General features: G+C 57.7%; 15 protein-coding genes and 3 pseudogenes. 5 read left to right on the top strand and 13 right to left on the bottom strand.

Translation table 11 applies throughout. From position 1 onward, the window contains the following. Nucleotides 1-3 precede the first annotated feature (3 nt). Nucleotides 4-525: a ribosome biogenesis factor YjgA gene (gene yjgA / locus A3220_RS04215; RefSeq protein WP_044629941.1), complete on the top strand. Its 522-nt coding sequence runs from the start codon at nucleotides 4-6 to the stop codon at nucleotides 523-525. A gap of 9 nt (nucleotides 526-534) precedes the next feature. Here yjgA and tldD read toward each other — a convergent pair whose 3' ends face one another. From tldD to A3220_RS04180, 7 genes are read right to left on the bottom strand one after another with little or no spacing between them, the layout of a single operon-like run. Next, nucleotides 535-1,989, bottom strand: a complete 1,455-nt coding sequence (gene tldD, locus A3220_RS04210) for a metalloprotease TldD (protein ID WP_062373372.1) — start codon at nucleotides 1,987-1,989, stop codon at nucleotides 535-537. Further along, nucleotides 1,986-5,789, bottom strand: a complete 3,804-nt coding sequence (locus A3220_RS04205) for an AsmA-like C-terminal region-containing protein (RefSeq protein WP_252860415.1) — start codon at nucleotides 5,787-5,789, stop codon at nucleotides 1,986-1,988. The genes tldD and A3220_RS04205 overlap by 4 nt, the downstream gene beginning before the upstream one ends. A 51-nt stretch (nucleotides 5,790-5,840) precedes the next feature. Next, nucleotides 5,841-7,304 (bottom strand): ribonuclease G, encoded by a 1,464-nt coding sequence (gene rng / locus A3220_RS04200; RefSeq protein ID WP_044629938.1) that lies wholly within the window; start codon nucleotides 7,302-7,304, stop codon nucleotides 5,841-5,843. A gap of 59 nt (nucleotides 7,305-7,363) precedes the next feature. After that, nucleotides 7,364-7,966 (bottom strand): Maf family protein, encoded by a 603-nt coding sequence (locus A3220_RS04195; RefSeq protein ID WP_044629937.1) that lies wholly within the window; start codon nucleotides 7,964-7,966, stop codon nucleotides 7,364-7,366. Beyond that, entirely contained in the window at nucleotides 7,959-8,447 is a 489-nt protein-coding gene (mreD, locus tag A3220_RS04190) for a rod shape-determining protein MreD (protein ID WP_044629936.1), read from the bottom strand. Before mreD ends, A3220_RS04195 begins: the two co-directional genes overlap by 8 nt. Then, on the bottom strand, nucleotides 8,447-9,388 hold the full coding sequence (mreC, locus tag A3220_RS04185; protein ID WP_044629935.1) for a rod shape-determining protein MreC: 942 nt from the start codon (nucleotides 9,386-9,388) through the stop codon (nucleotides 8,447-8,449). The genes mreD and mreC overlap by 1 nt, the downstream gene beginning before the upstream one ends. Before the next feature lie 23 nt (nucleotides 9,389-9,411). Further along, nucleotides 9,412-10,449 carry a rod shape-determining protein gene (locus A3220_RS04180; RefSeq protein WP_016913467.1) on the bottom strand — a complete coding sequence of 346 codons (1,038 nt, stop codon included), beginning with the start codon at nucleotides 10,447-10,449 and terminating at the stop codon, nucleotides 9,412-9,414. A gap of 229 nt (nucleotides 10,450-10,678) precedes the next feature. On the opposite strand from A3220_RS04180, the gene gatC reads away from it, so the two are divergent. The 3 genes and pseudogenes from gatC (at nucleotide 10,679) to gatB (ending at nucleotide 13,939) form a co-directional block, all read left to right on the top strand. Continuing rightward, nucleotides 10,679-10,966: an Asp-tRNA(Asn)/Glu-tRNA(Gln) amidotransferase subunit GatC gene (gene gatC, locus A3220_RS04175; RefSeq protein WP_054641298.1), complete on the top strand. Its 288-nt coding sequence runs from the start codon at nucleotides 10,679-10,681 to the stop codon at nucleotides 10,964-10,966. A gap of 59 nt (nucleotides 10,967-11,025) precedes the next feature. Next, nucleotides 11,026-12,486, top strand: coding sequence for an Asp-tRNA(Asn)/Glu-tRNA(Gln) amidotransferase subunit GatA (gatA, locus tag A3220_RS04170; RefSeq protein WP_044629934.1), 1,461 nt, complete (start codon nucleotides 11,026-11,028; stop codon nucleotides 12,484-12,486). Next, nucleotides 12,486-13,939, top strand: a pseudogene (gene gatB, locus A3220_RS04165) (Asp-tRNA(Asn)/Glu-tRNA(Gln) amidotransferase subunit GatB). The gene gatA and the pseudogene gatB overlap by 1 nt, the downstream one beginning before the upstream one ends. Nucleotides 13,940-14,029: 90 nt before the next feature. On the opposite strand, the gene sixA reads toward gatB, so the two are convergent. The 4 genes and pseudogenes from sixA to A3220_RS04145 form a co-directional block, all read right to left on the bottom strand. Then, nucleotides 14,030-14,524, bottom strand: coding sequence for a phosphohistidine phosphatase SixA (gene sixA / locus A3220_RS04160; protein WP_240312644.1), 495 nt, complete (start codon nucleotides 14,522-14,524; stop codon nucleotides 14,030-14,032). Continuing rightward, nucleotides 14,517-15,608, bottom strand: coding sequence for an NAD(P)H-dependent glycerol-3-phosphate dehydrogenase (locus A3220_RS04155; protein ID WP_044629970.1), 1,092 nt, complete (start codon nucleotides 15,606-15,608; stop codon nucleotides 14,517-14,519). Before A3220_RS04155 ends, sixA begins: the two co-directional genes overlap by 8 nt. Nucleotides 15,609-15,732: 124 nt before the next feature. Then, nucleotides 15,733-17,636: pseudogene (gene htpG, locus A3220_RS04150) on the bottom strand (molecular chaperone HtpG). A 98-nt stretch (nucleotides 17,637-17,734) separates the two neighbouring features. Then, entirely contained in the window at nucleotides 17,735-18,082 is a 348-nt protein-coding gene (locus A3220_RS04145) for a YkvA family protein (RefSeq protein ID WP_044629931.1), read from the bottom strand. Nucleotides 18,083-18,199: 117 nt separating this feature from the next. Here A3220_RS04145 and A3220_RS04140 point away from each other — a divergent pair. Next, nucleotides 18,200-20,148, top strand: a pseudogene (locus A3220_RS04140) (transglycosylase SLT domain-containing protein). A gap of 29 nt (nucleotides 20,149-20,177) precedes the next feature. On the opposite strand, the gene A3220_RS04135 reads toward A3220_RS04140, so the two are convergent. Both A3220_RS04135 and cadR read right to left on the bottom strand, forming a co-directional pair. Continuing rightward, the gene (locus tag A3220_RS04135; RefSeq protein WP_044629929.1) at nucleotides 20,178-20,834 is read right to left on the bottom strand and encodes a LysE family translocator; all 657 of its coding nucleotides are present in this window, start codon (nucleotides 20,832-20,834) and stop codon (nucleotides 20,178-20,180) included. Between the two features lie 116 nt (nucleotides 20,835-20,950). Then, nucleotides 20,951-21,358 (bottom strand): Cd(II)/Pb(II)-responsive transcriptional regulator, encoded by a 408-nt coding sequence (cadR, locus tag A3220_RS04130; protein ID WP_004364961.1) that lies wholly within the window; start codon nucleotides 21,356-21,358, stop codon nucleotides 20,951-20,953. Nucleotides 21,359-21,384: the final 26 nt, after the last annotated feature.

Genomic DNA, 21,384 nt, shown 5'->3' with positions numbered 1-21,384 from the left:
TATATGCCGAAGCAACGCCCCGAGCCTATCGATATCGATGAACAAGAAGAGCGCCCGAGTAAATCTCAGCTAAAGCGTGAAATGCATGCTCTGCAAGCGCTTGGCGAAACATTAATTGCCATGAAGCCTGCCGAGCGGGCGCGCTTTCCTTTATCAGACGATATGCTGAGAGCGATTGAAGAGACTTCTCGCATTCGCTCTCATGAAGGCCGCCGTCGCCATATGCAATACGTTGGCAAACTTATCCGCAAAGAGGATCTAACGGCCATTCAGGGCGTTTTCGATGCCATCGAACAAGAGAAAGAGCAGCGCGATCATGCGTTTCATCGCCTGGAAAAATGGCGTGACCGGCTAGTGGATGAGGGCGACGACGCCGTTGACCTGTTTATGGCAGACTACCCTAACGCCGATCGTCAGGCGCTGCGCCAGCTAGTGCGCAACGCCCGCAAAGAGCGCGAACAGGGCAAGCCCCCCACCAGCTCACGCAAGCTTTTCAAACACCTGCGCGATACGCTAGCGCTGTAAACCAGAGTCTCAAGAAGACTGCGTGCCGCCCACGGTCAGCTCATCCAGTTTCAGGGTGGGTTGGCCAACCCCCACCGGCACACCCTGGCCCTCTTTACCGCAAACGCCAATCCCGGTATCCATCGCCATGTCGTGGCCAATCATCGATACCCGGCCCATGGCCTCAGGCCCGTTACCAATCAGCGTTGCACCTTTCACCGGCGCGGTAATTTTACCGTCTTCAATCATGTAGGCTTCGCTCGCCGAAAACACGAATTTTCCCGAGGTAATATCCACCTGCCCTCCGCCAAAACTCACGGCGTAGATTCCCCGCTTAACGCTTTTAATGATATCGGCAGGGTCATCTTGACCAGCCAACATCACCGTATTGGTCATACGAGGCATCGGCAGATGAGCGAACGACTCGCGGCGGGCGTTGCCGGTAGGCGCCATCTTCATCAATCGCGCGTTTAACTTATCCTGCATATAGCCAGTTAAAATGCCATCTTCAATCAGCGGCGTATATTGGCCGGGTGTGCCTTCGTCATCCACGCTCAACGCGCCGCGACTATCAGCAACAGTGGCATCGTCAACCACTGTGACTCCCTTGGCGGCAACCCGCTGCCCCATTCGCCCTGCAAAGGCAGAACTGCCTTTACGGTTAAAGTCACCTTCCAAGCCATGGCCTACCGCTTCGTGCAGCAGAATGCCCGGCCAACCGGCACCTAACACCACTGGCATCTGCCCCGCTGGCGCATCAATGGCTTCAAGATTGACCAGCGCTTGGCGCACCGCCTCTTTGGCATAGCGTTCGGCAACGCCCTCATCCCGCAGACGCGACATGGAGTAACGACCACCGCCGCCAGCGCTGCCGCGCTCACGGCGGCCATCTTTCGCCGCAATAACACTGACGTTAAAACGCACCAGTGGGCGAATATCCGCCGCTAGGGTGCCGTCACTGGCGCGTACTAAAACCACCTCATAGGTGCCCGACAGCGACGCACTGACCTGGCTAATGCTCGGGTCGGCCGCTCTGGCCACGCGGTCTGCCTCTTTCAGCATGGCCACTTTGTCTTCTGCCGAAAGGCCCGCCAGTGGGTCGATACCTGCATAGTACGACGCCGCGCTGACTGGCATTACTTTCTGCCCTGGCAACTGCTTGCCGCTGCGGACAATGCCAGAGGCGGTACGGCCTGTATCCATTAGTGCATCAGCGGTAATTTGGTTGGAGTACGCAAACCCGGTTTTCTCACCTGCCAACGAGCGCACGCCAACGCCGCCATCAATGTTATAGCTGGCCTCTTTAACTTCGCCATCTTCCAGCACCCAACCCTCTTGCCAGGTGCGCTGAAAATAGAGGTCGGCGTAATCAATCCCCGCTCCCATGGCGTAGCCAAGGCCAGCATCCAGAGCGTTCAAATCGAGGCCACCTGGCGTTAGCAAAATGGAAACAGCGGACTCTATATCGCTTTTATGTGCGGTCATTGGGGGCCTTCTAAAGTCACTTGCGGCGAGGTCCAAGGGCCTCGCACGCGATAATAAATAGTGGTTGCTTGATCCAGCGCATCGCCAAAAATTTGGTCGGCAAGAAACAGTGCACCGCCCACAATGGGCGCTCCGACAGCAATGGCGGCGATGGGTAAACTTTGGCTAACCGGCAGTGTGACGCCTAGGCGCTGGTCAAGTTCACGCTGTAAGAGGTTAACACTTCCTGTTAGCGTCAGCGTGGTGGCGGGTGCATCAATTTGCAGGGGGCCACGAAGCAACAGCTGCCCTTCAGCTACATCGGCAGTGCCATGCACACGGTCAAAGGCCGTTCCCTGACCGGTTAGGTCAGAAAAATCGAACCGTAGACGGCGCAGAATGTTATCAAAGTTGAGCAACCCCACTAAGCGGGCAGGCGTCGATTCAAGCGTCACAAAACGGCCGTCGCGTATATCAGCACTCATTTCACCACCAGCCCGGCTTAAATCAAGCTGCCAGGGGGCTCCCGACCAAGTAAGCTCAGCAGCAAGGTCGGTGGTGCGGCTACGCATGGCTACCGGTTGGTTAAGCTGCTCCAGCGCCGTCCCCACATCGCCACCCTGTATGGAGATATCCGCTCGTGTACGGCTATTCACCGCATTGCCTTCCCAAACCAACTCGCCGCGTGCAGAAAGCTGTCCGAGGGTTAAACCAACTGGTGAGAGCGAAAAACGACGATCATCGGTTTGCCAGTAGGCGGTTAATGGGCCAAAGCGAGTGCCACCAACGCTAATATCCGCTAGCCGTAGCCTGCCGTTGGGCAGTTCAGCTAGCCAGTCGGGAATAGCAACGGGGGCTACATGCTGTGTTTCAATTGCATCAACCCAAGAGTCGGGGGCTGCGACAGTGGCATCATGCTCTTTGGCGGGCAGGTCCAGTAAACGATCTAGGACTAGCATGCTAATTGCAACATCAAGCGGCCGCTCGCTGGCGGGTTGGTAATCTAGGCGCCCAGACAACATATCGCCGCTAAGCTGAAGTGCTGCGCGCTGGCCGGTGAGTGTCCCTGAGGCGTTAAAAGCGCCAAAGCACTTGTCACGAAAGCGTAAACAGCCAGCACGTAGCAGTACTTCAAGCGGCGTGCTCTCGCCACTAGAAGCAGATGCCAAGGCGCCTCCCGACAATATCGGCGACAGAACAGCGTGCCATGCCATGGGGTCTAACGTATCGAGCCCTGCTTCAAGGCGCCAGCCAGGCTGGCTGGGCCAATTCGGTCGCTGCACTGCATTGCCGAGCACCACTTCGGCCGCTAGTGCACCACTATTCAACGTTTGGAATCTCGCAGCTGCCTTATCGGCCAATTGCGTCGATACTCGCCCGCTTTCAAACTCCGCGCGTAGCTGCCATGGCCACGGTTGATCGCTAGTCTTGGCAAACGGCTCGGGTAGCGCGCTGGTGATGCCAAGCAGGCGGCTCTCTAAGGTTAACACTGGACGAGCCGCAAGAGAGACCTCACCCTGCCACTGGGTGCGGCCACTCATCATTTGGCGAGCCTGCTCGGCAGGCAGCCCTGCCAACGACCACAGCGCAGACGACTCCACGCTGCCCTGCAAGGCAACACGCTGATCAGCCATCAGCTCTGCGCGAATATCACCGCCCTGCCACTGGCTGCTTAGCTCTCCTAACAGCGCATGCGCCTCACCCACCTGCTGCCAGCTGAGCCCACCCTCCAGATCACGCAGGGTTATTGGTAGTGACGCGAAGCGCACAGCCGATAGCGCTGGCCGCGCATTAATCTCTAGCTGGAGCGACTCCTCGTTATCCAGCGGCAATACAAGGGCGATATCCCCTTCGATGGTACCATCAACGGTAATATCGCTAAGTGGTAACGTGTCCATATCTGGCATGGCCTGAACAAAGTTCAGCAAGGATGCACCATCACTCTGAAGACTGCCTGATAGTTGAAGCGGCTGCTCTTTCTCCATACGTATCGTGCCTTGGGATACTTCAACGCCGTGGCTTTGGGCGTGCTCTACCTGAGCTTGAAGCACTCCTCCTTGCCATAGCAAGCGCCCCTCGACATCTTCCAAACGCGGCCACTCCGGCGCAATCGGCAAGTGGCCTTGAGTGACCTCCAGTGCGAGCGTTGCCGAGAGTTGATCTGATGAAGCCGCAGGTCCCAGGGGCTGACTAAGCTTCAGCGAACCTTGCGGCACTAAGCCACCAATATCGTTCTCCAACCACTCCCTCAGCTTCGGCTCAAATGCTTTCATGGGCAGCCACTGGGAGAGCGGGCGGGAGATCGCATCTACATCGGCAAACGCAATATCCAACCCAAATTGACCGCTTTGCTGCCCCGCGATCAAGCCGAACCCACCGCTTATCTGGGCGCCATCCCAGTCCACATTAAGGTCACGGCCGCTAATCATGGTGTTAGGACCATCATACACCCACTCCACCACCCCTTCGGCGTGACTTAGCTGCATAGGTACATCGAAGAGTTCTGGAAAATAGAGCGTATTATCGCCTGCGCTATTAAAGGTCACGCGGCCACGCAGGTCGCGAGCCTGCACCCAAGCGTCCAGCGGACCGCCTCCTGGCGCTTGCTGCCAGGGGAGTACAGCCACATTAGTAAGTGCAGCATCCACGCCCCATCGCCCCTCACGCTGCCCCAGGCTCAGCCCCTGCACCTGCCCTCGGGGCGAGAGCGTTTGCAATACCCGGGTGAGTGACTCAGGCAACAGCGCATACTCCCGCCAAGCCGCTAGCGAGGCGAGCTCAAACGCACTGGTTCGCAACTCCCACTGCCCCGGCTGGTGTGACAGATACCAGTGGTGTGGCAGCGCGGGGCCATCACCAACGCCTTCAGGCTGGGCCCACTCTACGGTTTCTGCATTGCCACTTAGCCACGCCTCACCGCCTTCGCTGTCGCGCAGCCACTGCCCACTGGCCTGAATGTTTCGCAGCACAGCGTACTCCACATCTTTACGTAGCGTCAGCTCGGGCACATCTAGTGCAAGCCGCGCATCAGCTAGCGCGCCTTCTTGCCAACGCCCCCATAGCTGCACATGACCGCCCACCTGTTCGAGAAAAGGCATGCGATCTGGCCGAAACAGTGCCGCCAGCACCACCAGATGATCCAACTGCATATCGAGCTGAAGCGCAGCAGAAAAGTCCCTAAAGCCTTGCTGACCGGGCTGCATTTCGGCACGCATGGTAATGGCGGGCAGCTCTGATGCCAGCACATCAGGTGCCTCGACAATATTCAGGGAGCCCTCTAATCGTGTGCGGCGATGATCGCCATTTAAAAGCAGCGAAGGTGCATGAAACATCACGGTCTGCTGCTGGCCATGCAGCATGATGCGGCTGTTATCCACCCAGAGGCGCTGGCGCAGCAGCAGTCCAGCCCAGGCATCCAAGGATTCAAGGTCCACCTCTGGTTGTGGTGCTACCCCCAGCGGCAGTTTGGCCGGTGAAGGCCAGCCCCAGGCGATGTCAGGCTGCTGGTAGAGATGGAATTCGAGCCCAAACATACGCGCATCGCTGAAGATAGGCGCTAAGTGGCGCAGCGTGGCCCAGACATCCAAACGCAGCGACAAGCGATCAAGCCCTATCAGGGCCTGACCATCTGGCGTTTGCGCATGAAAGTCTTCAAGCTCCAGGTGCAGGACGTTGCGCTCCAGAGAGAGCGCTAGATGGTCGATGCTCACCGGCACGCCAATACGTGCCTCTAAAAGCGCCTCCAAGCGGGGGGACAATGCATCCACTTGGCTAGCAAAGAGACGCAGCGCTAACAGCAGTACCGCCAGCGTACCCAGCACAACGGCCACCCCTACTAGACAGCCACGAAAAAAAAGAGCGTGGTGCCATCATTACATCAGTACGATATCGTACTGCTCTTGGGAGTAGTGCTGCTCGACCTGAAAACGGATCGTTTTATTAATAAACGTTTCCAGGTCAGCGACCGCGGCAGACTCCTCATCAAGCAGCCTGTCCACTACTGGCTGGGATGCCAGCACCATATACGTTTCCGCACTATAAGCCCGCTCTTCACGCAGGATCTCACGGAAGATTTCGTAGCAGACCGTTTCAGGGGTTTTCAACGTGCCGCGACCACCACAGGTGGGACACGCCTCGCATAGTGTTTGTTCAAGGCTTTCCCGCGTGCGTTTACGGGTAAGCTGCACTAAACCAAGTTCGGTGACCCCGGTGCATTTGGTTTTAGCATGGTCCCGCTCAAGCGCTTTTTCCAGCACGCGCAGCACTTGCCGCTGGTGCTCCACATCCACCATATCGATAAAGTCGATAATGATGATGCCACCTAAATTACGCAGCCTGAGCTGGCGGGCAATGGCAGTGGCAGCTTCCAGATTCGTCTTGAAAATAGTCTCTTCAAGGTTACGATGCCCCACATACCCACCGGTATTCACATCGATGGTAGTCATGGCCTCGGTGGGGTCAATTACCAAGTATCCTCCGGACTTGAGCTGCACCTTGCGACCTAGCGCTTTTTGAATCTCGTCTTCGACACTATAAAGGTCGAAGATGGGGCGTTCGCCGGGGTAGTACTCGATGCGATCAACAGCATCGGGCATAAACTCTTCAGCAAACTCGACCAGCTTGACGAAGTTCTCCCGGGAATCAATGCGTACTTTCTCGATATCATCCCGCATCACATCCCGCAGGGTGCGCATAAACAACGGCAAGTCATCGTAGATGACGTTGGGAGGGGCGGCGGTGATTTTGCGCTCGCTGACCTTGCGCCAAATACGTAGCAAGAAGTACATGTCGCTGGCCAGCTCTTCATCGCCTACGCCTTCGGCCGCCGTACGCACGATAAAGCCACCCGTGACCTCAATGGTTTGCTCTTCGATACTTTTATCCAGCAGCGCTTTCAAGCGCTCCCGCTCGCGCTCATCTTCAATGCGCTGCGATACCCCGTGATGAGGCGAGTCAGGCATATAGACCAGATAGCGAGAGGGAATCGAAAGATGGGTAGTCAGCCGCGCCCCTTTGGTACCGATAGGATCTTTGGTGACTTGCACCACCAGCGCCTGACCTTCGTGCAGAAGCTGTCCGATGGTCTGCTGCTCGTCATTGGGCGTACCGGGTGGCATGACCTCATGGGCATGAATAAACGCTGCGCGCTCTAAGCCAATATCAACAAAGGCAGCCTGCATGCCAGGCAGTACGCGCACCACTTTGCCTTTGTAGATATTGCCTACGATACCGCGCCTGCGAGAGCGCTCTATTAGCGCCTCTTGCAATACGCCGTTTTCCACCAGCGCAACGCGGGTCTCCATTGGCGTTAAATTTATGAGGACTTCACCGCTCATGCAAAATTCCTTATTGGATGTCCTATTCCTTGCCAGCGCAGCGGGCGATGAGTCGGTGGTTACGAGGGATAACGGCCCGCCCAAACGGGAACCCCTTGCTGGCGTAGCAAGCGCGTTGTTTCAAATAGTGGCAGCCCCACCACAGCAGAGTGACTGCCCTGAATTTGTTCAATAAAAATGGCGGCTAAGCCTTGAATAGCATACCCACCCGCTTTATCGGCGGGTTCGCCCGTCAGCCAGTAGCAGGCGATCTCTTTTGCTGTTAACTCGCGCATGGTGACGTCCGTGGCCACACAACAGGAGAGTATACCTAGCGGCCCGCTTACCGCTACTGCCGTGAGTACCTGATGCGTGCGCCCAGAGAGCATTCTCAACATCTCAGCCGCGTGCTGTTGATTATTAGGCTTACCTAAAATGGTGCTATCAATAACCACCGCGGTATCCGACCCCAGCACGGGCAGCGCGGTTTTGCCCACCGCCGCCTGCGCTTTTGCCACCGCCAGCCGTTCTACATAGGCCGTGGGAGACTCTGCCTCAAGCGGCGTTTCATCAATATCGCTTGGCAAGACACTGACCGGCACACCGATAGAGGCCAACAGTGCCTGGCGGCGTGGTGATGCCGAGGCCAAACAGAGCACGGGGGTGTGGTTATCGTCACGCATTGGCCATTCGCCGCTCAATCGCTTTAAACATTGTGGAGAGCCACGGCCAGAGGAATGCGCTGACCAGCGATGGGATCAAGAAAGAGAGATGTATGGAAAAAACACCCGTCAGCGTTCTTAGCCACTGCTCTATCAGCTGAGCCAACCCTAACAGCACCAGCACCAATACCGACTGTTGTACCAGCGAATAAGCACGAAAACGGGGATACACTAGCGCGGCTAAAAACGTAAGAATCGAAAAAATCAGTGCATGCTGTCCAAGCGCTGTCCCCTCAATAAGATCCATCAAGAGGCCAAATACAAAGCCGTGAAAAACCCCAACTCGATCCGGCGCTTGCATACACCAATAAATCAACATTAGCCCAATCCACTCCGGGCGAAAAACCTGCCAACCATCGGCCAGGGGCATTACCTGTAAGCAGAGCGCAAAAATAAGGCTCAGCCAGACCACCACCAGTGGCACTACCGGCGCACGCGCCATTAGCGTTCCTCCTGCATGGCCGGGGAAGCTGGCTGCCCAAGCCGCTGGGCGGCATGGAGCGCATCGGCTGAAATATCCATGGACTCATCCCAAATAGAAGCATCCAACTCTTCGCGGGGTGGTGGAAAGAGCAGCAGGAAGTGGCGTGAACGCTGAAGCTGAGCCGAAGGTTCAGCAACAACCCGGGCAAATGGCTGGCCAGGGTCGTGATACACCTCGGTCACTCGCGCAACGGGGTAGCCCGGCGGAAAACGCCCTGCCAAACCAGAGGTGGTCAGTAAGTCACCTTCGCGAATATCCGCCGTATCCGGCACATGGAGAACGTTCACACTGCCGTAACGGCCAGTACCCTGAACAATAAAACGCAGCCCATTGCGGTTAACCTGCACTGGTAGAGCATGGCTTGCATCGGCTAACAGCAACACACGGCTAGAGTAGGCTGAAACAGCAGCCACCTGACCAACCAAACCCGATGCATCAATCACCGGCTGACCGACATAGGCACCGTTGCGGTGCCCACGATCCACCACCATTTGATGGCTAAACGGGTCATTATCCAGCGAGAGTAGCTCCGCCGTGATATAGGGAATATCGCGCCGCTCGGCAGCGCCAAGCAAGTTGCGTAGCTCGGCGTTCTCAGCCGTCAGGTTAGCCAAGCGCTGCCCGCGGTGAGAGAGCGTCAAGATTTGCTCACGCAAGTGGCGGTTTTCATCCACCAGCGCCTGCTGGTCGGCGAGTGCTAGCGCGCCCCAATTCAGCAGATCACTAGGCACACTGACTACCCACTGGATGGGAGCGACAATCGTGGTCATTTGGGCGCGCACATCTTCCATGCGAGTAAAACGATGGTCGACAAACATCAACGCGCTTGCCGCCAGCACACAGAAGAATAGCCGGTAACCGGGTAGCGGCCCGTGTGAGAACAGCGGTTTAATAGGCAATCCCCCGCGTTAAACCGCTGCGATCAGTCGCTCGACAGCAACTCAAAGGTATGCTGGTCAATCATCTCCAGCGCCTTGCCACCGCCACGCGCCACGCAGGTCAGCGGATCTTCGGCCACGATGACCGGCAGGCCAGTTTCTTCGGCGATCAGCTTGTCGAGGTCACGCAGCAGCGCGCCACCGCCGGTCAGCACCAGGCCGCGTTCGGCGATGTCGGACGCAAGCTCGGGGGGCGACTGCTCCAGCGCGCTCTTGACGGCAGATACGATAGAGCCCAGCGTTTCCTGGAGCGCCTCGAGAATCTCGTGGGAGTTGAGCGTGAAGCTTCGCGGGATGCCCTCCGCCAGGTTACGGCCGCGCACGTCGATCTCGCGCAGCTCGCCACCCGGGTAGGCACACCCGATCTCTTCCTTGATGCGCTCGGCCGTGGCTTCGCCGATCAGGCTACCGTAATGGCGGCGCACGTACGCGGTGATCGCCTCATCAAAACGGTCACCGCCTACGCGAATCGATTCTGAGTACACTACGCCATTCAGCGAAATAATCGCAATTTCAGTAGTACCACCACCGATATCCACGACCATCGAGCCCTGCGCTTCTTCTACCGGTAGCCCAGCACCAATCGCGGCTGCCATCGGCTCTTCGATCAGGAATACTTCTCGGGCACCCGCGCCTTCTGCTGACTCGCGAATTGCCCGACGCTCGACCTGAGTCGACATACAGGGTACGCACACCAGAACCCTAGGGCTTGGCGTGAGGAAAGTGCTCTGGTGCACTTTACGAATAAAGTGCTGAAGCATCTGCTCGGTAACGGTGAAATCGGCGATAACGCCGTCTTTCATCGGGCGAATAGCCGTAATGTTGCCAGGCGTGCGGCCGAGCATGCGTTTAGCGTCAGCACCTACCGAGGCTACGCTGCGCATATTGCCAGACTGGCGGATGGCGACTACGGACGGTTCATCGAGCACGATGCCACGACCGCGTACATAAATCAGTGTGTTGGCCGTACCCAAGTCGATCGATAGATCGCTGGAAAACAGCCCCCTCAAACGTTTGAACATGGATGTTGTTACCTAGTGCAGACCGGGAACCCTGTGCGGATGCAAACGGTATCACCGCAACCCCTTGGCAGCAAGCACGAGTCGTGCCGAACACTGCCCGTCAGGGCCATTATGTGGTACCTTTTGCGGCTATTTTCCACGTCTGCTCCGTCAGACGAATTTAAGATGACCGTATGTATACCGCTTAAAGCGAAATATGTTCCATCACGATTGCGAGGAAACCTCGATCATGGCGCTTGAAGAATCTCATGTGCGCCGGGCCGCACACTTGGCCCGACTCGCCGTTAGCGATGACCAAGCCAGTGGCTTTGTCGACGATCTCAGCCGCATTCTGGACATGGTCGACCAGCTCCAGAGCCTGGATACCGAAGGCGTCGCGCCGCTGTCGCATCCGCTAGACGCTACCCAGCGCCTGCGCGCCGATGAAGTCACGGAAACCAACCAGCGCGACACGTTCCAGCGCTGTGCCCCGGCAGTGGAAAACGGTCTTTATCTGGTGCCGCGTGTGGTCGAGTAACCCACGCCCACCGCTCGTTTCCGCTTATTCTATTCGCCCCTGAACGGAGCTTCCGGGTCATGCATGATAAAACCGTAACGCAGCTCGCCGCCGCCCTAGCCAGCGGCGAACTCTCCAGCCGAGAGCTGACTTCCCACTTTTTGCAGCGCATTGAGAAAGCCGACGGTCAGCTCAATAGCTTTATTACCGTGACCGCCGAACAGGCGCTAAGCCAGGCCGAAGCCGCCGATAAAGCGCGTGCTGACGGCAAAGCAGGCAAACTCACTGGCATTCCGCTAGCGCTAAAAGATATTTTTTGTACGCAAGGCGTCAAAACCAGCTGCGGCTCCAAAATGCTCGATAACTTTCTCGCGCCTTACGACGCCACCGTGGTAGAGAAACTCAGCGCTGCGGGCACCATTAGCCTGGGTAAAACCAATATGGACGAGTTCGCCATGGGCTCCTCCAACGAAAACAGCCACTACGGCGCGGTCAAAAACCCGTGGGACCTCGCTGCCGTTCCCGGCGGCAGCTCCGGCGGCAGCGCAGCGGCAGTGGCAGCAGGGCTTGTGCCTGCAGCCATGGGTACCGATACCGGTGGCTCTATTCGCCAGCCAGCGGCGTTCTGCGGCATTACCGGCCTGAAGCCCACCTACGGGCGGGTTTCCCGTTACGGCATGATCGCCTACGCCTCCAGTCTCGACCAGGCAGGCCCCATGGCGCGCACCGCTGAAGACTGCGCGCACCTGCTGAACGTGATTGCCGGTCATGATGTGCGCGACTCCACCAGCGTCGCCCGTGGCGTACCGGACTACACCGAGACCCTGAATGCTCCGCTCTCTGGCCTCAAAATCGGCCTACCTAAAGAGTACTTTGGCGACGGCTTGGACCCCGAGGTAGAGAAAGCCGTTCGTGAAGCGGTGAAAGTATATGAGTCGCTAGGTGCCACGGTACGCGAGGTGAGCCTGCCGCATACCCACTACGCGATTCCCGCTTATTACGTCATCGCCCCCGCCGAGGCTTCCTCGAACCTGTCGCGCTTTGACGGCGTGCGTTTTGGCCATCGCTGCGATGCTCCTACGGACCTGATTGATCTCTATACCCGCTCGCGGGCGGAAGGCTTCGGTGAAGAGGTGAAGCGCCGCATTCTGATCGGCACCCACACGCTATCGGAAGGCTTCTTCGACGCCTACTACACCAAAGCGCAGAAGGTTCGCCGCCTGATTCGCCAGGACTTCCTCGACGCCTTTGAAGATGTCGATGTACTGATGGGCCCAGCCTCCCCCACGCCTGCCTTCGACCTGGGCGCGAAGAAAGACCCGGTCTCCATGTACCTGCAAGATATCTACACCATCGCCGTTAACCTGGCGGGTATTCCTGGCATCAGCGTTCCCGCAGGCTTTGCGGGCGGTCGCCCGGTAGGCTTACAGATATTGGGCACCCACTTTGCCGAAGCGCAGCTGCTCAACGTGGCCCACCAGTTCCAACAAGCGACCGACTGGCACCTTCAACTGCCCGCCTTTGCCGAGGAGAACGCCTAATGCAATGGGAAACCGTGATTGGGCTGGAAGTTCACGTTCAGCTCGCAACGCGCTCTAAGATTTTTTCCGGTGCCTCCACCGCGTTTGGTGCCGAGCCGAACACCCAGCCTGCGCCGTTGATTTGGGCCTGCCGGGCGTCCTGCCAGTACTGAATGAGCAGGCCGTCGCCATGGCCGTGCAGTTTGGCCTCGCCGTCCACGCTGAGATTCCTGAAGTCTCGGTGTTTGACCGCAAAAACTACTTCTACCCGGATCTTCCCAAGGGTTACCAAACCAGCCAGATGTATCATCCCATTGTGGGTGCTGGCGACGTTGAGATTACCCTGGATGACAACACCACCAAACGGATTCGCATCCACCACGCCCACCTGGAAGAGGACGCCGGCAAGTCGCTGCACGAAGACTTCCACGGTATGACCGGCATCGACTTGAACCGGGCAGGCACGCCGCTGTTAGAGATCGTTTCAGAGCCAGATATGCGCAGTGCGAAAGAAGCGGCCGCCTATCTCAAAGCGATTCACTCCATCGTCACCTATCTGGGCATTTCCGACGGCAACATGGCCGAAGGCTCGATGCGTTGCGACGTCAACGTGTCGGTACGCCCTAAAGGGCAAGAAGCGTTTGGGACTCGTGCAGAAATTAAAAACGTCAACTCGTTCCGCTTTGTGGAGCGCGCCATTGCGTTTGAAGTCGAACGTCAGATTGAACTGATTGAAGACGGCGGCAAAGTAGTGCAAGAGACCCGCCTGTTTGATCCAGAGCGCGACGAAACCCGCAGCATGCGCACCAAGGAAGAGGCGAACGACTACCGCTACTTCCCCTGCCCCGACCTGCTGCCGGTGGTGCTGGATCAAGCCTACCTGGATCACCTGCGCAACCAACTGCCGGAGCTGCCCGCCGATAAGCGTGCCCGCTTCCAGAATGAGCTAGGCCTGTCGGCTTACGACGCTAACGTGCTATCAGCCAGTCGTGAAATGGCGGAGTTTTTCGAGGAAGTACACCGGGTATGTGGCGACGCCAAGCAGGCGGCCAACTGGGTACAGGGCGAACTTTCCGGCGCGCTGAACCGCGAGAATCTGAGCATCCAAAATAGCCCAGTGTCAGCCCAACAGCTTGGCGAACTCATCAGACGTGTGCTGGATGACACCATTAACGGTAAAGCCGCTAAGCAAGTGTTCCAAGCGCTATGGAATGGCCAGGGCGAGAGCGCGGATGCCGTCATCGAGGCAAAAGGCTTAAAGCAGGTGACCGACACCGGCGCGATTGAAGCGATGATCGATCAAGTCATTGCCGAAAGTCCGGCGCAGGTGGCGCAGTACCGTGATTCCGAGCCCGAGAAGCGTGGCAAGATGATTGGCTACTTTGTGGGTCAGGTGATGAAGGCATCACGCGGCACGGCTAACCCGCAGCAGGTCAACGGCTTGCTGAAAGAGAAGCTGGATGCGCTGCTATAGAAAACGCGCATAGGTGCGGTGATAGACCACAAGCGGCTGCTTCGGCAGCCGCTTTTTTTTATGGCTGATTTTTATGACTCAGTTTTAGGATTAGGACAGCTGGCTAGGCTGGGTAAAGCGCTTAAGCTGCGCGCAGCCCGCCGCCCAGACGTCAGCCTCTAGCTCGACAATGGCCGCCGTGGGGAAGCCAACGCCCTGGCTTGGCGTGCCTTCGACCAACAACCCAGCCAAGTCGCCCACCAAGGGCATGTGGCTGACCAGCATAATCGGCGCGTCATCACGATGAGTGAGCAACCACTCGCTCACATCGCTCGGCGGGTCTTCCGGGGTAATAAATGACAGCGTGTTAAGCGGCACGCCCAAGGCATCGCTAATCCGCTGGGCGGTTTGCTGAGCGCGCACATAGGGGCTTGCGTAGAGCATTGGCAGCGTCAGCTCGCCCTGCTCAACGCGCGATGCCAGCCAGCGGGCCATGGTCTCGGCCTCGCGCTCCCCTCTGGGCGTCAGCAGTCGGGCGTGGTCTGGAAAACCTGGGGCGGCTTCGCCATGGCGCATAATCAATACGCTATTCATACCGCTATTCATCGCAACCTCCGCTGTTGTGTTGGCCCTGGTGGGCCTGCTCGCGATGCGCCTGCTGAACCGCTTCCCGGGGCAGGATAAATTCCACATCGCTGCTCTGCTCTCCCATCATGAGCGTACTCGCCATTTCTTGTGCGGGCACCCCATCGAAGAGCACACGATTCAACCCTTCGGCCAACGGCATATAAACCCCCATCTCGCGCGCTTTTGCGCAGACCAGCTTGACGGTATTGACGCCTTCCGCCACTTGGCCAAGCGCAGCCACCGCTTCCTCTAACGACAGCCCCGTACCCAGTGCATGGCCCACGCGGTAATTGCGCGACAAGTTAGACGAGCAAGTGACGATCAGGTCGCCCACGCCTGCCAAACCAAGAAACGTCATGGGGTTGGCCCCCTGGGCAACGGCGAAACGGCTCATCTCGGCCAGCGCTCGGGTCATCAGCATGCTGCGGGTGTTCTCCCCCATCCCCAGCGCCGCGGCCATGCCCGCTGCAATGGCGTAAATATTCTTTAATGCGCCCCCCAGCTCCACGCCGTGACGATCATTACTGGCGTATACGCGGAAATAGCGACAGCCCAGCACTTGCTGTACTCGAGTGCGCGTTAGCGCATCCGCACTGGCGATCACCGTGGCGGTCAACTGCTTGTCAGCAATCTCGGAGGCCAAATTAGGCCCTGCAATGACGCCAGTATGGGGGAAGCCGGTCTCCTGCTCCAGCACTTGGCTCATCAGTAAAAAGCCATCTTGCTCAATCCCTTTGGTGGTGCTGACCAGGATTTGTTCGGGCGAGAGCCAGGGCTTGGCCGCTTGCACCACGCTGCGAAACGCTTTCGACGGGATGGCAATCAGCACCAGTTCGGCACCCGTCAGCACCGATTTCAAGTCGGTCAATGCGGTGACGGCAGGGTTGATCGCATAGTCGGGAAGATAGCGGCCGTTGCGGTGCTCTCGGTTGATCTGCGCGACCAGCGCCTCGTCGCGCAACCATTGACGCACGTTAGCGCCATTGTCGGCGGCGATACTGGCCAGCGCGGTACCAAAACTCCCGCCCCCCAGCACCGCGACGTTACTTTGCTGCTCTGCCATAGCCATGTCCTGAGTTCTTTTACGTAACGGTGGGCCTCAACCCCCATTTTGATAAGCACTATCTTAACAAAACAAGCGGCCCGCTTGGTCAACCAAGCGGGCCGCGACTAGCGAGCTTAGGGCATTAAGCCGTCAACACACTATTGAGGCGCTTCACGTAGGCAGCCGGGTCGTCCAGATGGCCGCCCTCGGCAATGATCGCCTGATCCAGAAGGATGTGGGCTAACTGGCCAAATAGATCACCCTCTGCATTTTCCAAACGGGCCACTAGGGCATGGTTGGGGTTGAGCTCCAGAATGGGCTTCACCTCCGGCAGCTTCTGGCCTGCGGCTTCCATAATGCGGCGCATTTGGTAGCCCATCTCGTGCTCGGGCAGTACCACACAGGCGGGTGAATCGGTCAGGCGGTGGGTGATTTTCACCTCTTGAACACCGTCGCTCAGCGCCTCTTTGACGCGCTTGACGAGATCCTCTTTCGCCTTGGCAGTCTCTTCCTGGGCTTTTTTCTCGCTTCGTCTTCGACATCGCCCAGGTCCAGCTCGCCTTTGGCCACGTCGGCGAAAGGCTTGCCATCGAACTCGGTCAGGTGGCTCATCAGCCACTCATCGATACGATCGGAGAGGAGCAGCACCTCGATACCTTTCTTGCGGAAAATCTCCAGGTGCGGGCTGTTCTTCGCGGCATTGAAGCTATCCGCCACCACGTAGTAGATCTTCTTCTGACCTTCCTTCATGCGCTCGACGTATTCGGCCAGAGAATGCTCCTGGGCGGACGTGTCGGTATGCGTGGAAGCAAAGCGCAGCAGACCGGCGATTTTTTCGCGGTTAGCGAAGTCTTCACCTGGGCCCTCTTTCAGCACACTGCCAAAGGTGTTCCAGAACGTTTGATACTGCTCGCTATCTTTGGACAGTTTCTTGAGCATGTCCAGGGCACGCTTGGTCAAGGCACCCTTGATCTTGTCGACCTTGGGGTCCTGCTGCAGCAGCTCACGAGAGACGTTCAGCGACAAATCGCGCGTATCCAACACACCCTTGATGAAACGCAGGTAGAGGGGCAGGAACTGCTCGGCATCATCCATGATGAAGACACGTTGCACGTAAAGCTTCACACCGCGCGAGCCATCACGGTCGAACATGTCGAACGGTGCGCGGCCCGGCACGTAGAGCAGGCTGGTGTACTCGAGCTTACCCTCGACTTTGTTGTGACTCCAGGTAAGCGGATCACTGAAGTCGTGGGCAACGTGCTTGTAGAACGCCTTATACTCGTCGTCGCTGATCTCGCTCTTCGGGCGCACCCACAGCGCGGTAGCTTCGTTGACGGTTTCCCACGTCGTCACTTCGCTACCTTCGATCTCGTTACCGTCGTCATCCTTGGCGGTTTCGACCTTGGGCATACGCACCGGCACTTCGATGTGGTCAGAGTACTTGCGCACCAAGCTTTGCAGGCGGTAGTCGTCGGCGAACTCTTTTGCATCGTCTTTTAAATGCAGGGTGATTTCCGTGCCGTGAGCGTCACGCTCGATGTCGGCAACAGTAAACTCGCCTTCGCCTTTGGAGCGCCACTCGACGCCTTCAGATGCGGCGGTGCCCGCTTTACGAGTACGTACGACCACTTCGTCGGCCACGATGAAGGCCGAATAGAAACCAACCCCGAACTGACCGATCAGCTTGGCGTCTTTTTGCTGCTCGCCGGAGAGCTGCTTCAAAAACTCTGCCGTACCGGAACGCGCGATGGTGCCCAAGTTGGCAATCACATCTTCGCGGTTCATGCCGATACCATTATCGCGCAGCGTGATGGTGTTGGCGTCGCGGTCGTGCTCGATCTCGATACGCAGCTCGCTATCGCCTTCGTATAGAGCGTCGTTATCGAGTGCGGCATAGCGTAACTTGTCACAGGCATCAGCGGCGTTGGAAATCAGCTCGCGTAGAAAAATCTCCCGATTCGAGTACAGGGAGTGGATCATTAGATTCAGGAGCTGTTTGACTTCCGTCTGAAAGCCAAGAGTTTCTTCATGGGTCGCAGTCGTCATGCGCTTAGCCCTCATTGATCACGTGTTGCTTGACGCCTCTGCCCATAGGCAGAGGCGGAAAAGGTAGTGAACTCAATATGGGGATAAGCGAAGGGATTTCAAGAAGGTGTGCGTGAAGAAGCGGTGGCTGCCTCAGTAGCCGATTTCCAAGCGCGATAGTCGGCCAACTGCGTATCGACGCGGTTTAGTAACCAGCCTACGATCAATACGTCATCGACCACTCCTAGCAGCACCAAAAAGTCGGGGATCAGGTCGAATGGCATGACCAGGTAGGCCAACGCCAGCGCCATGGTGCCAAACGCAGACCAGGGAATCGGCCTGAAATCTCCTTTCAGCACATCGCGGGTCATGGGTAAAAATAGCTTGAGCGCACGGGCGATACGTTTAACGGCCCATACGCGTGTTTTCAATCGACGAAACAATCCCCAAACGGATAATCGTGCCATCGTTATCGAATCCTCTTAGTGTCACGATTGTCAGAACCTTATCTGTGCGTATAGTTCACTTGTCCGTATAGTTCACTATTGCGCCTTTGACCCTACCAGCGAGCAAGAGGGAGTGCCATGCCGGCTACGCCATTACGTTCTACCCTTCGCACTCTATGCGCAGCAGCCATCATCGGCCTACCGACGGGGAGTTGGGCAGCCACTGATGACGCTATGCGTGATGCGCTCAACGCCGCACGCCAGCAGCAGTGGCAACACATCGATGAGCGCGCCATCGAAGGACACATACTCAGCGGTTATGTCACCTATCACCGCTTACGCAACCAGTTGCCCAACGTGGCCGCCAGTCAAGTGCTGCAGTTCATCGAACAGCATGCCGACTCTCCGCTATCGGAATGGATGCGCGGCCAAGCCATTGCCAAATATGGTCATGCAGGACGTTACGGCGATCTACTCACCGTCGCCGATGGCGAGCCTGCTGGAACGGCACGTCAGTGTTACTACTACATGGCGCTCATCGACCGTGCCCCAGAAGAGTCGCGCCGCGCGGGCTTGGCGCTTTGGCGAGTAGGCAGCTCACAGCCCGATGCCTGTGACCCCCTTTTCAACCGCCTACGGGCCGATGGCACTATCGATGCGACCGCCATCTGGGAACGCAAGATGCTAGCTTGGCAAGCGGGCGAATCGCGCCTGAGTAACTACCTAGGCGGACTGCTGAGCAGCGAGTGGCAAACGGCCCTCGACACGGTGGACGCGGTCAGCAATAACGCCAGGGCTATCACCAGCGCCCCCACCTGCCTAGGCCCGGAGTGCAGAGCCACGGCGGCTTTCTACCAAGCCGCCATGCAGCGCCTGACCCGAGACGACACGCCTACTGCTTTCGCCGCTTGGCAGCAGCTCTCGCCGCGCTTGAACTTAACGTCGCTAGAGCGCCAAGTGATCGATGAGGAACTGGCGTTCTATGCCCTTGTACGCAATGTACCTGGCACTCTGGGCTGGGTCGATAGTGTGCTGCCCTCTCTAGAGAGCGAACGCGTGCTGGAGCTGCGCGTACGTCGCGCTTGGCAGACCGCCAGTGGACAGAGGTGATGCACTGGATTGCTGAAATGCCTTCCAGCCAGCAAGAGAGCAGCCGCTGGCAGTACTGGCTGGGACGCGCCAACGAACAGCTGGGTAATCAGGAAGCTGCTCAGGCGCGCTACCAGCAGGCTGCCCAGGACCGTAGTTTCTATGGCTTTGCCGCCGCTGAGAAAATCGGCCAGCCGTACCGACTCAACCACGAGCGCCACCACTTCGACGAAGCCACCCGCGAGGATATCGCGCGACTGCCCGCCGTACGGCGCACGCAAGCGCTGCTGCGTATTGGCGAAGAGGGCCTGGCCAACAGCGAGTGGCTGCATGCCGTGCGCGAAGCATCGCCTTACCAGGCTCGTGCCCTCGCCGACTACGCTGCCCATCAGCAGTGGCACGCCCGGCTAGTACAAACCACTATTGCTGGCGAGATGTGGGATGCGTTGGAGTGGCGCTTTCCACCCGCTTACCGCGATGACTTTTTGGCTTGGGGTCATCAAACCGGCGTTGACCCTTATCTGCTGATGGCAATCACTCGCCGAGAAAGCGCCTATAACCCGGTTGCCCTCTCTCCTGCAGGTGCACGTGGCTTAATGCAGTTAATGCCGGGCACTGCCGCGCAGGTGAGCCGCCAGTTGGGGCTTAACGACCCCGGGCCTTATGGCGTACTGGAGCCTGAGCTGAATATTCGCCTGGGTAGCACTTACCTTCGCGACAAGTTAGAACGCTATCAGGGCAACCGCTTAGCGGCGACTGCCGCTTATAACGCTGGCCCTGGCCGAGTTGATCAATGGTTAGGCACTAATAGCATGGAGTCGTTCGACCTGTTCGTGGAGAGCATCCCCTTCCGCGAAACCCGCGATTACGTGCAGGCCGTACTGAGCTATCGGGTCATCTTCGAGAGCCTGGCCAACGGCGGTAGCAGCGAAGGCGTTTCGCTATTGAACGACAGCGAGCAGAGCGTTCGCTACGACCGCGCGCTGGTTCAACGCTAAGCCTGTCTCCGCTCCCCTCCCGCGCCCGGTCACACCGGGCGCTGCTCCAGCGCCAGCCGCAGCCCGAACATGACCAGCACCGCCCCCGTGGCCGCATTCAGGGTTTGTGCAAAGCGCGCGCTGGCCAGCCATTTGCTGGCGCCTCCCACCATCAGCACCACGCTGATCTGCCAGATATTAGCAATGACAAAATGTACGCCTGCCAGCCAGAGTGATTTCAGCAGCGCAGGGTCGGTGGGTGCGATAAATTGCGGCAAAAACGCCATATAGAAAATCACGGTTTTAGGATTCAGCACATTCGAAAGAAGCCCCTCTTTGATCGGCTGCCAAAGCGGCACTGGCATGGACTCCTTCATAACACCTTTCACCGGCAGCGGTGTTCCCTGGCGAGCTGCCAGCAGACTAGTGATACCCAGCCAAATCAGATATGCCGCCCCTGCCAGCTTCAGCATATTAAACGCCCAAGCCGACTGCAGCAGAATGAATGAAATCCCTAACGCAGAAACGGTGGCATGCACAAACAAGCCGCAGCAAATCGCTACGCTAGTGGCCACCCCGTCCCGAATCCCGCCTCGCGCTGTATTACGGATCACCAAGAGCGTGTCTACCCCTGGGCTTATCGATAGCAGCGTAATTGCCACAACGAAAGGGATAAACTGCGCATCAATAAGATTGAGTTCCATCATGGGCCAGGCTCGCTGAGTGATAAAAAATCGGGTAAGCGGATTAAATGGTTGATCTTACCTTTGCATGAGAGTGAGACAGACCGGCATCTCATCGGATTATCTGGTTGATGCTTCACCTACTGCTGGTGCATGTTTCCTTCGCTAATTCCAGCAAGAACCCCACACGCCTCAACCTCCCGGTCATCGTTGCAACTCGCTCTCAGTGAAACGAGTTGTTTCTCAAGCGCTTGCAGAGCGGTTATCTGCGACCGCACATGAGAGATGTGATCATCGAGCAAGGCGTTGACGGCGGTACAAGGCTGATGAGGGTCGTCCTGATAGCTCTGTAGTTCGTGAATCTCAGCCAGTGACAGGCCCAGGATTCTGCAGCGACGGATGAAGGCCAGCCCCTCACCATGCTTCTCGGTATAGACACGGTAACCGTTGTCCTGCCGATCAGGCGGCGGCAACAAGCCCTGCTGTTCATAGAAGCGGATCGTCTGTGTTTCGACCCCTACCAACTGCGCCAACTGACCAATGCGCATCAGCCTCCTCCCCAACGGATTCTTTA

Origin of the sequence: Halomonas sp. KX33721, assembly GCF_001596805.1 — a bacterium.
Taxonomy (GTDB): Bacteria; Pseudomonadota; Gammaproteobacteria; order Pseudomonadales; family Halomonadaceae; genus Vreelandella; species Vreelandella aquamarina.
Note: the sequence above shows the minus strand (reverse complement) of the source record. Positions and strands in the feature narration are given on the sequence as shown.

Excerpts from the sequence above, each read along its gene's own strand:
- yjgA (WP_044629941.1), top strand. The coding sequence starts at position 4 with ATGCCGAAGCAACGCCCCGAGCCTATCGATATCGATGAACAAGAAGAG.
- A3220_RS04145 (WP_044629931.1), bottom strand. The coding sequence starts at position 18,082 with ATGGCACGATTATCCGTTTGGGGATTGTTTCGTCGATTGAAAACACGC.
- gatC (WP_054641298.1), top strand. The coding sequence starts at position 10,679 with ATGGCGCTTGAAGAATCTCATGTGCGCCGGGCCGCACACTTGGCCCGA.
- mreD (WP_044629936.1), bottom strand. The coding sequence starts at position 8,447 with ATGGCGCGTGCGCCGGTAGTGCCACTGGTGGTGGTCTGGCTGAGCCTT.
- A3220_RS04195 (WP_044629937.1), bottom strand. The coding sequence starts at position 7,966 with ATGCGTGACGATAACCACACCCCCGTGCTCTGTTTGGCCTCGGCATCA.
- rng (WP_044629938.1), bottom strand. The coding sequence starts at position 7,304 with ATGAGCGGTGAAGTCCTCATAAATTTAACGCCAATGGAGACCCGCGTT.
- A3220_RS04180 (WP_016913467.1), bottom strand. The coding sequence starts at position 10,449 with ATGTTCAAACGTTTGAGGGGGCTGTTTTCCAGCGATCTATCGATCGAC.
- A3220_RS04155 (WP_044629970.1), bottom strand. The coding sequence starts at position 15,608 with ATGGCAGAGCAGCAAAGTAACGTCGCGGTGCTGGGGGGCGGGAGTTTT.
- sixA (WP_240312644.1), bottom strand. The coding sequence starts at position 14,524 with ATGAATAGCGGTATGAATAGCGTATTGATTATGCGCCATGGCGAAGCC.
- tldD (WP_062373372.1), bottom strand. The coding sequence starts at position 1,989 with ATGACCGCACATAAAAGCGATATAGAGTCCGCTGTTTCCATTTTGCTA.
- cadR (WP_004364961.1), bottom strand. The coding sequence starts at position 21,358 with ATGCGCATTGGTCAGTTGGCGCAGTTGGTAGGGGTCGAAACACAGACG.
- A3220_RS04135 (WP_044629929.1), bottom strand. The coding sequence starts at position 20,834 with ATGATGGAACTCAATCTTATTGATGCGCAGTTTATCCCTTTCGTTGTG.
- gatA (WP_044629934.1), top strand. The coding sequence starts at position 11,026 with ATGCATGATAAAACCGTAACGCAGCTCGCCGCCGCCCTAGCCAGCGGC.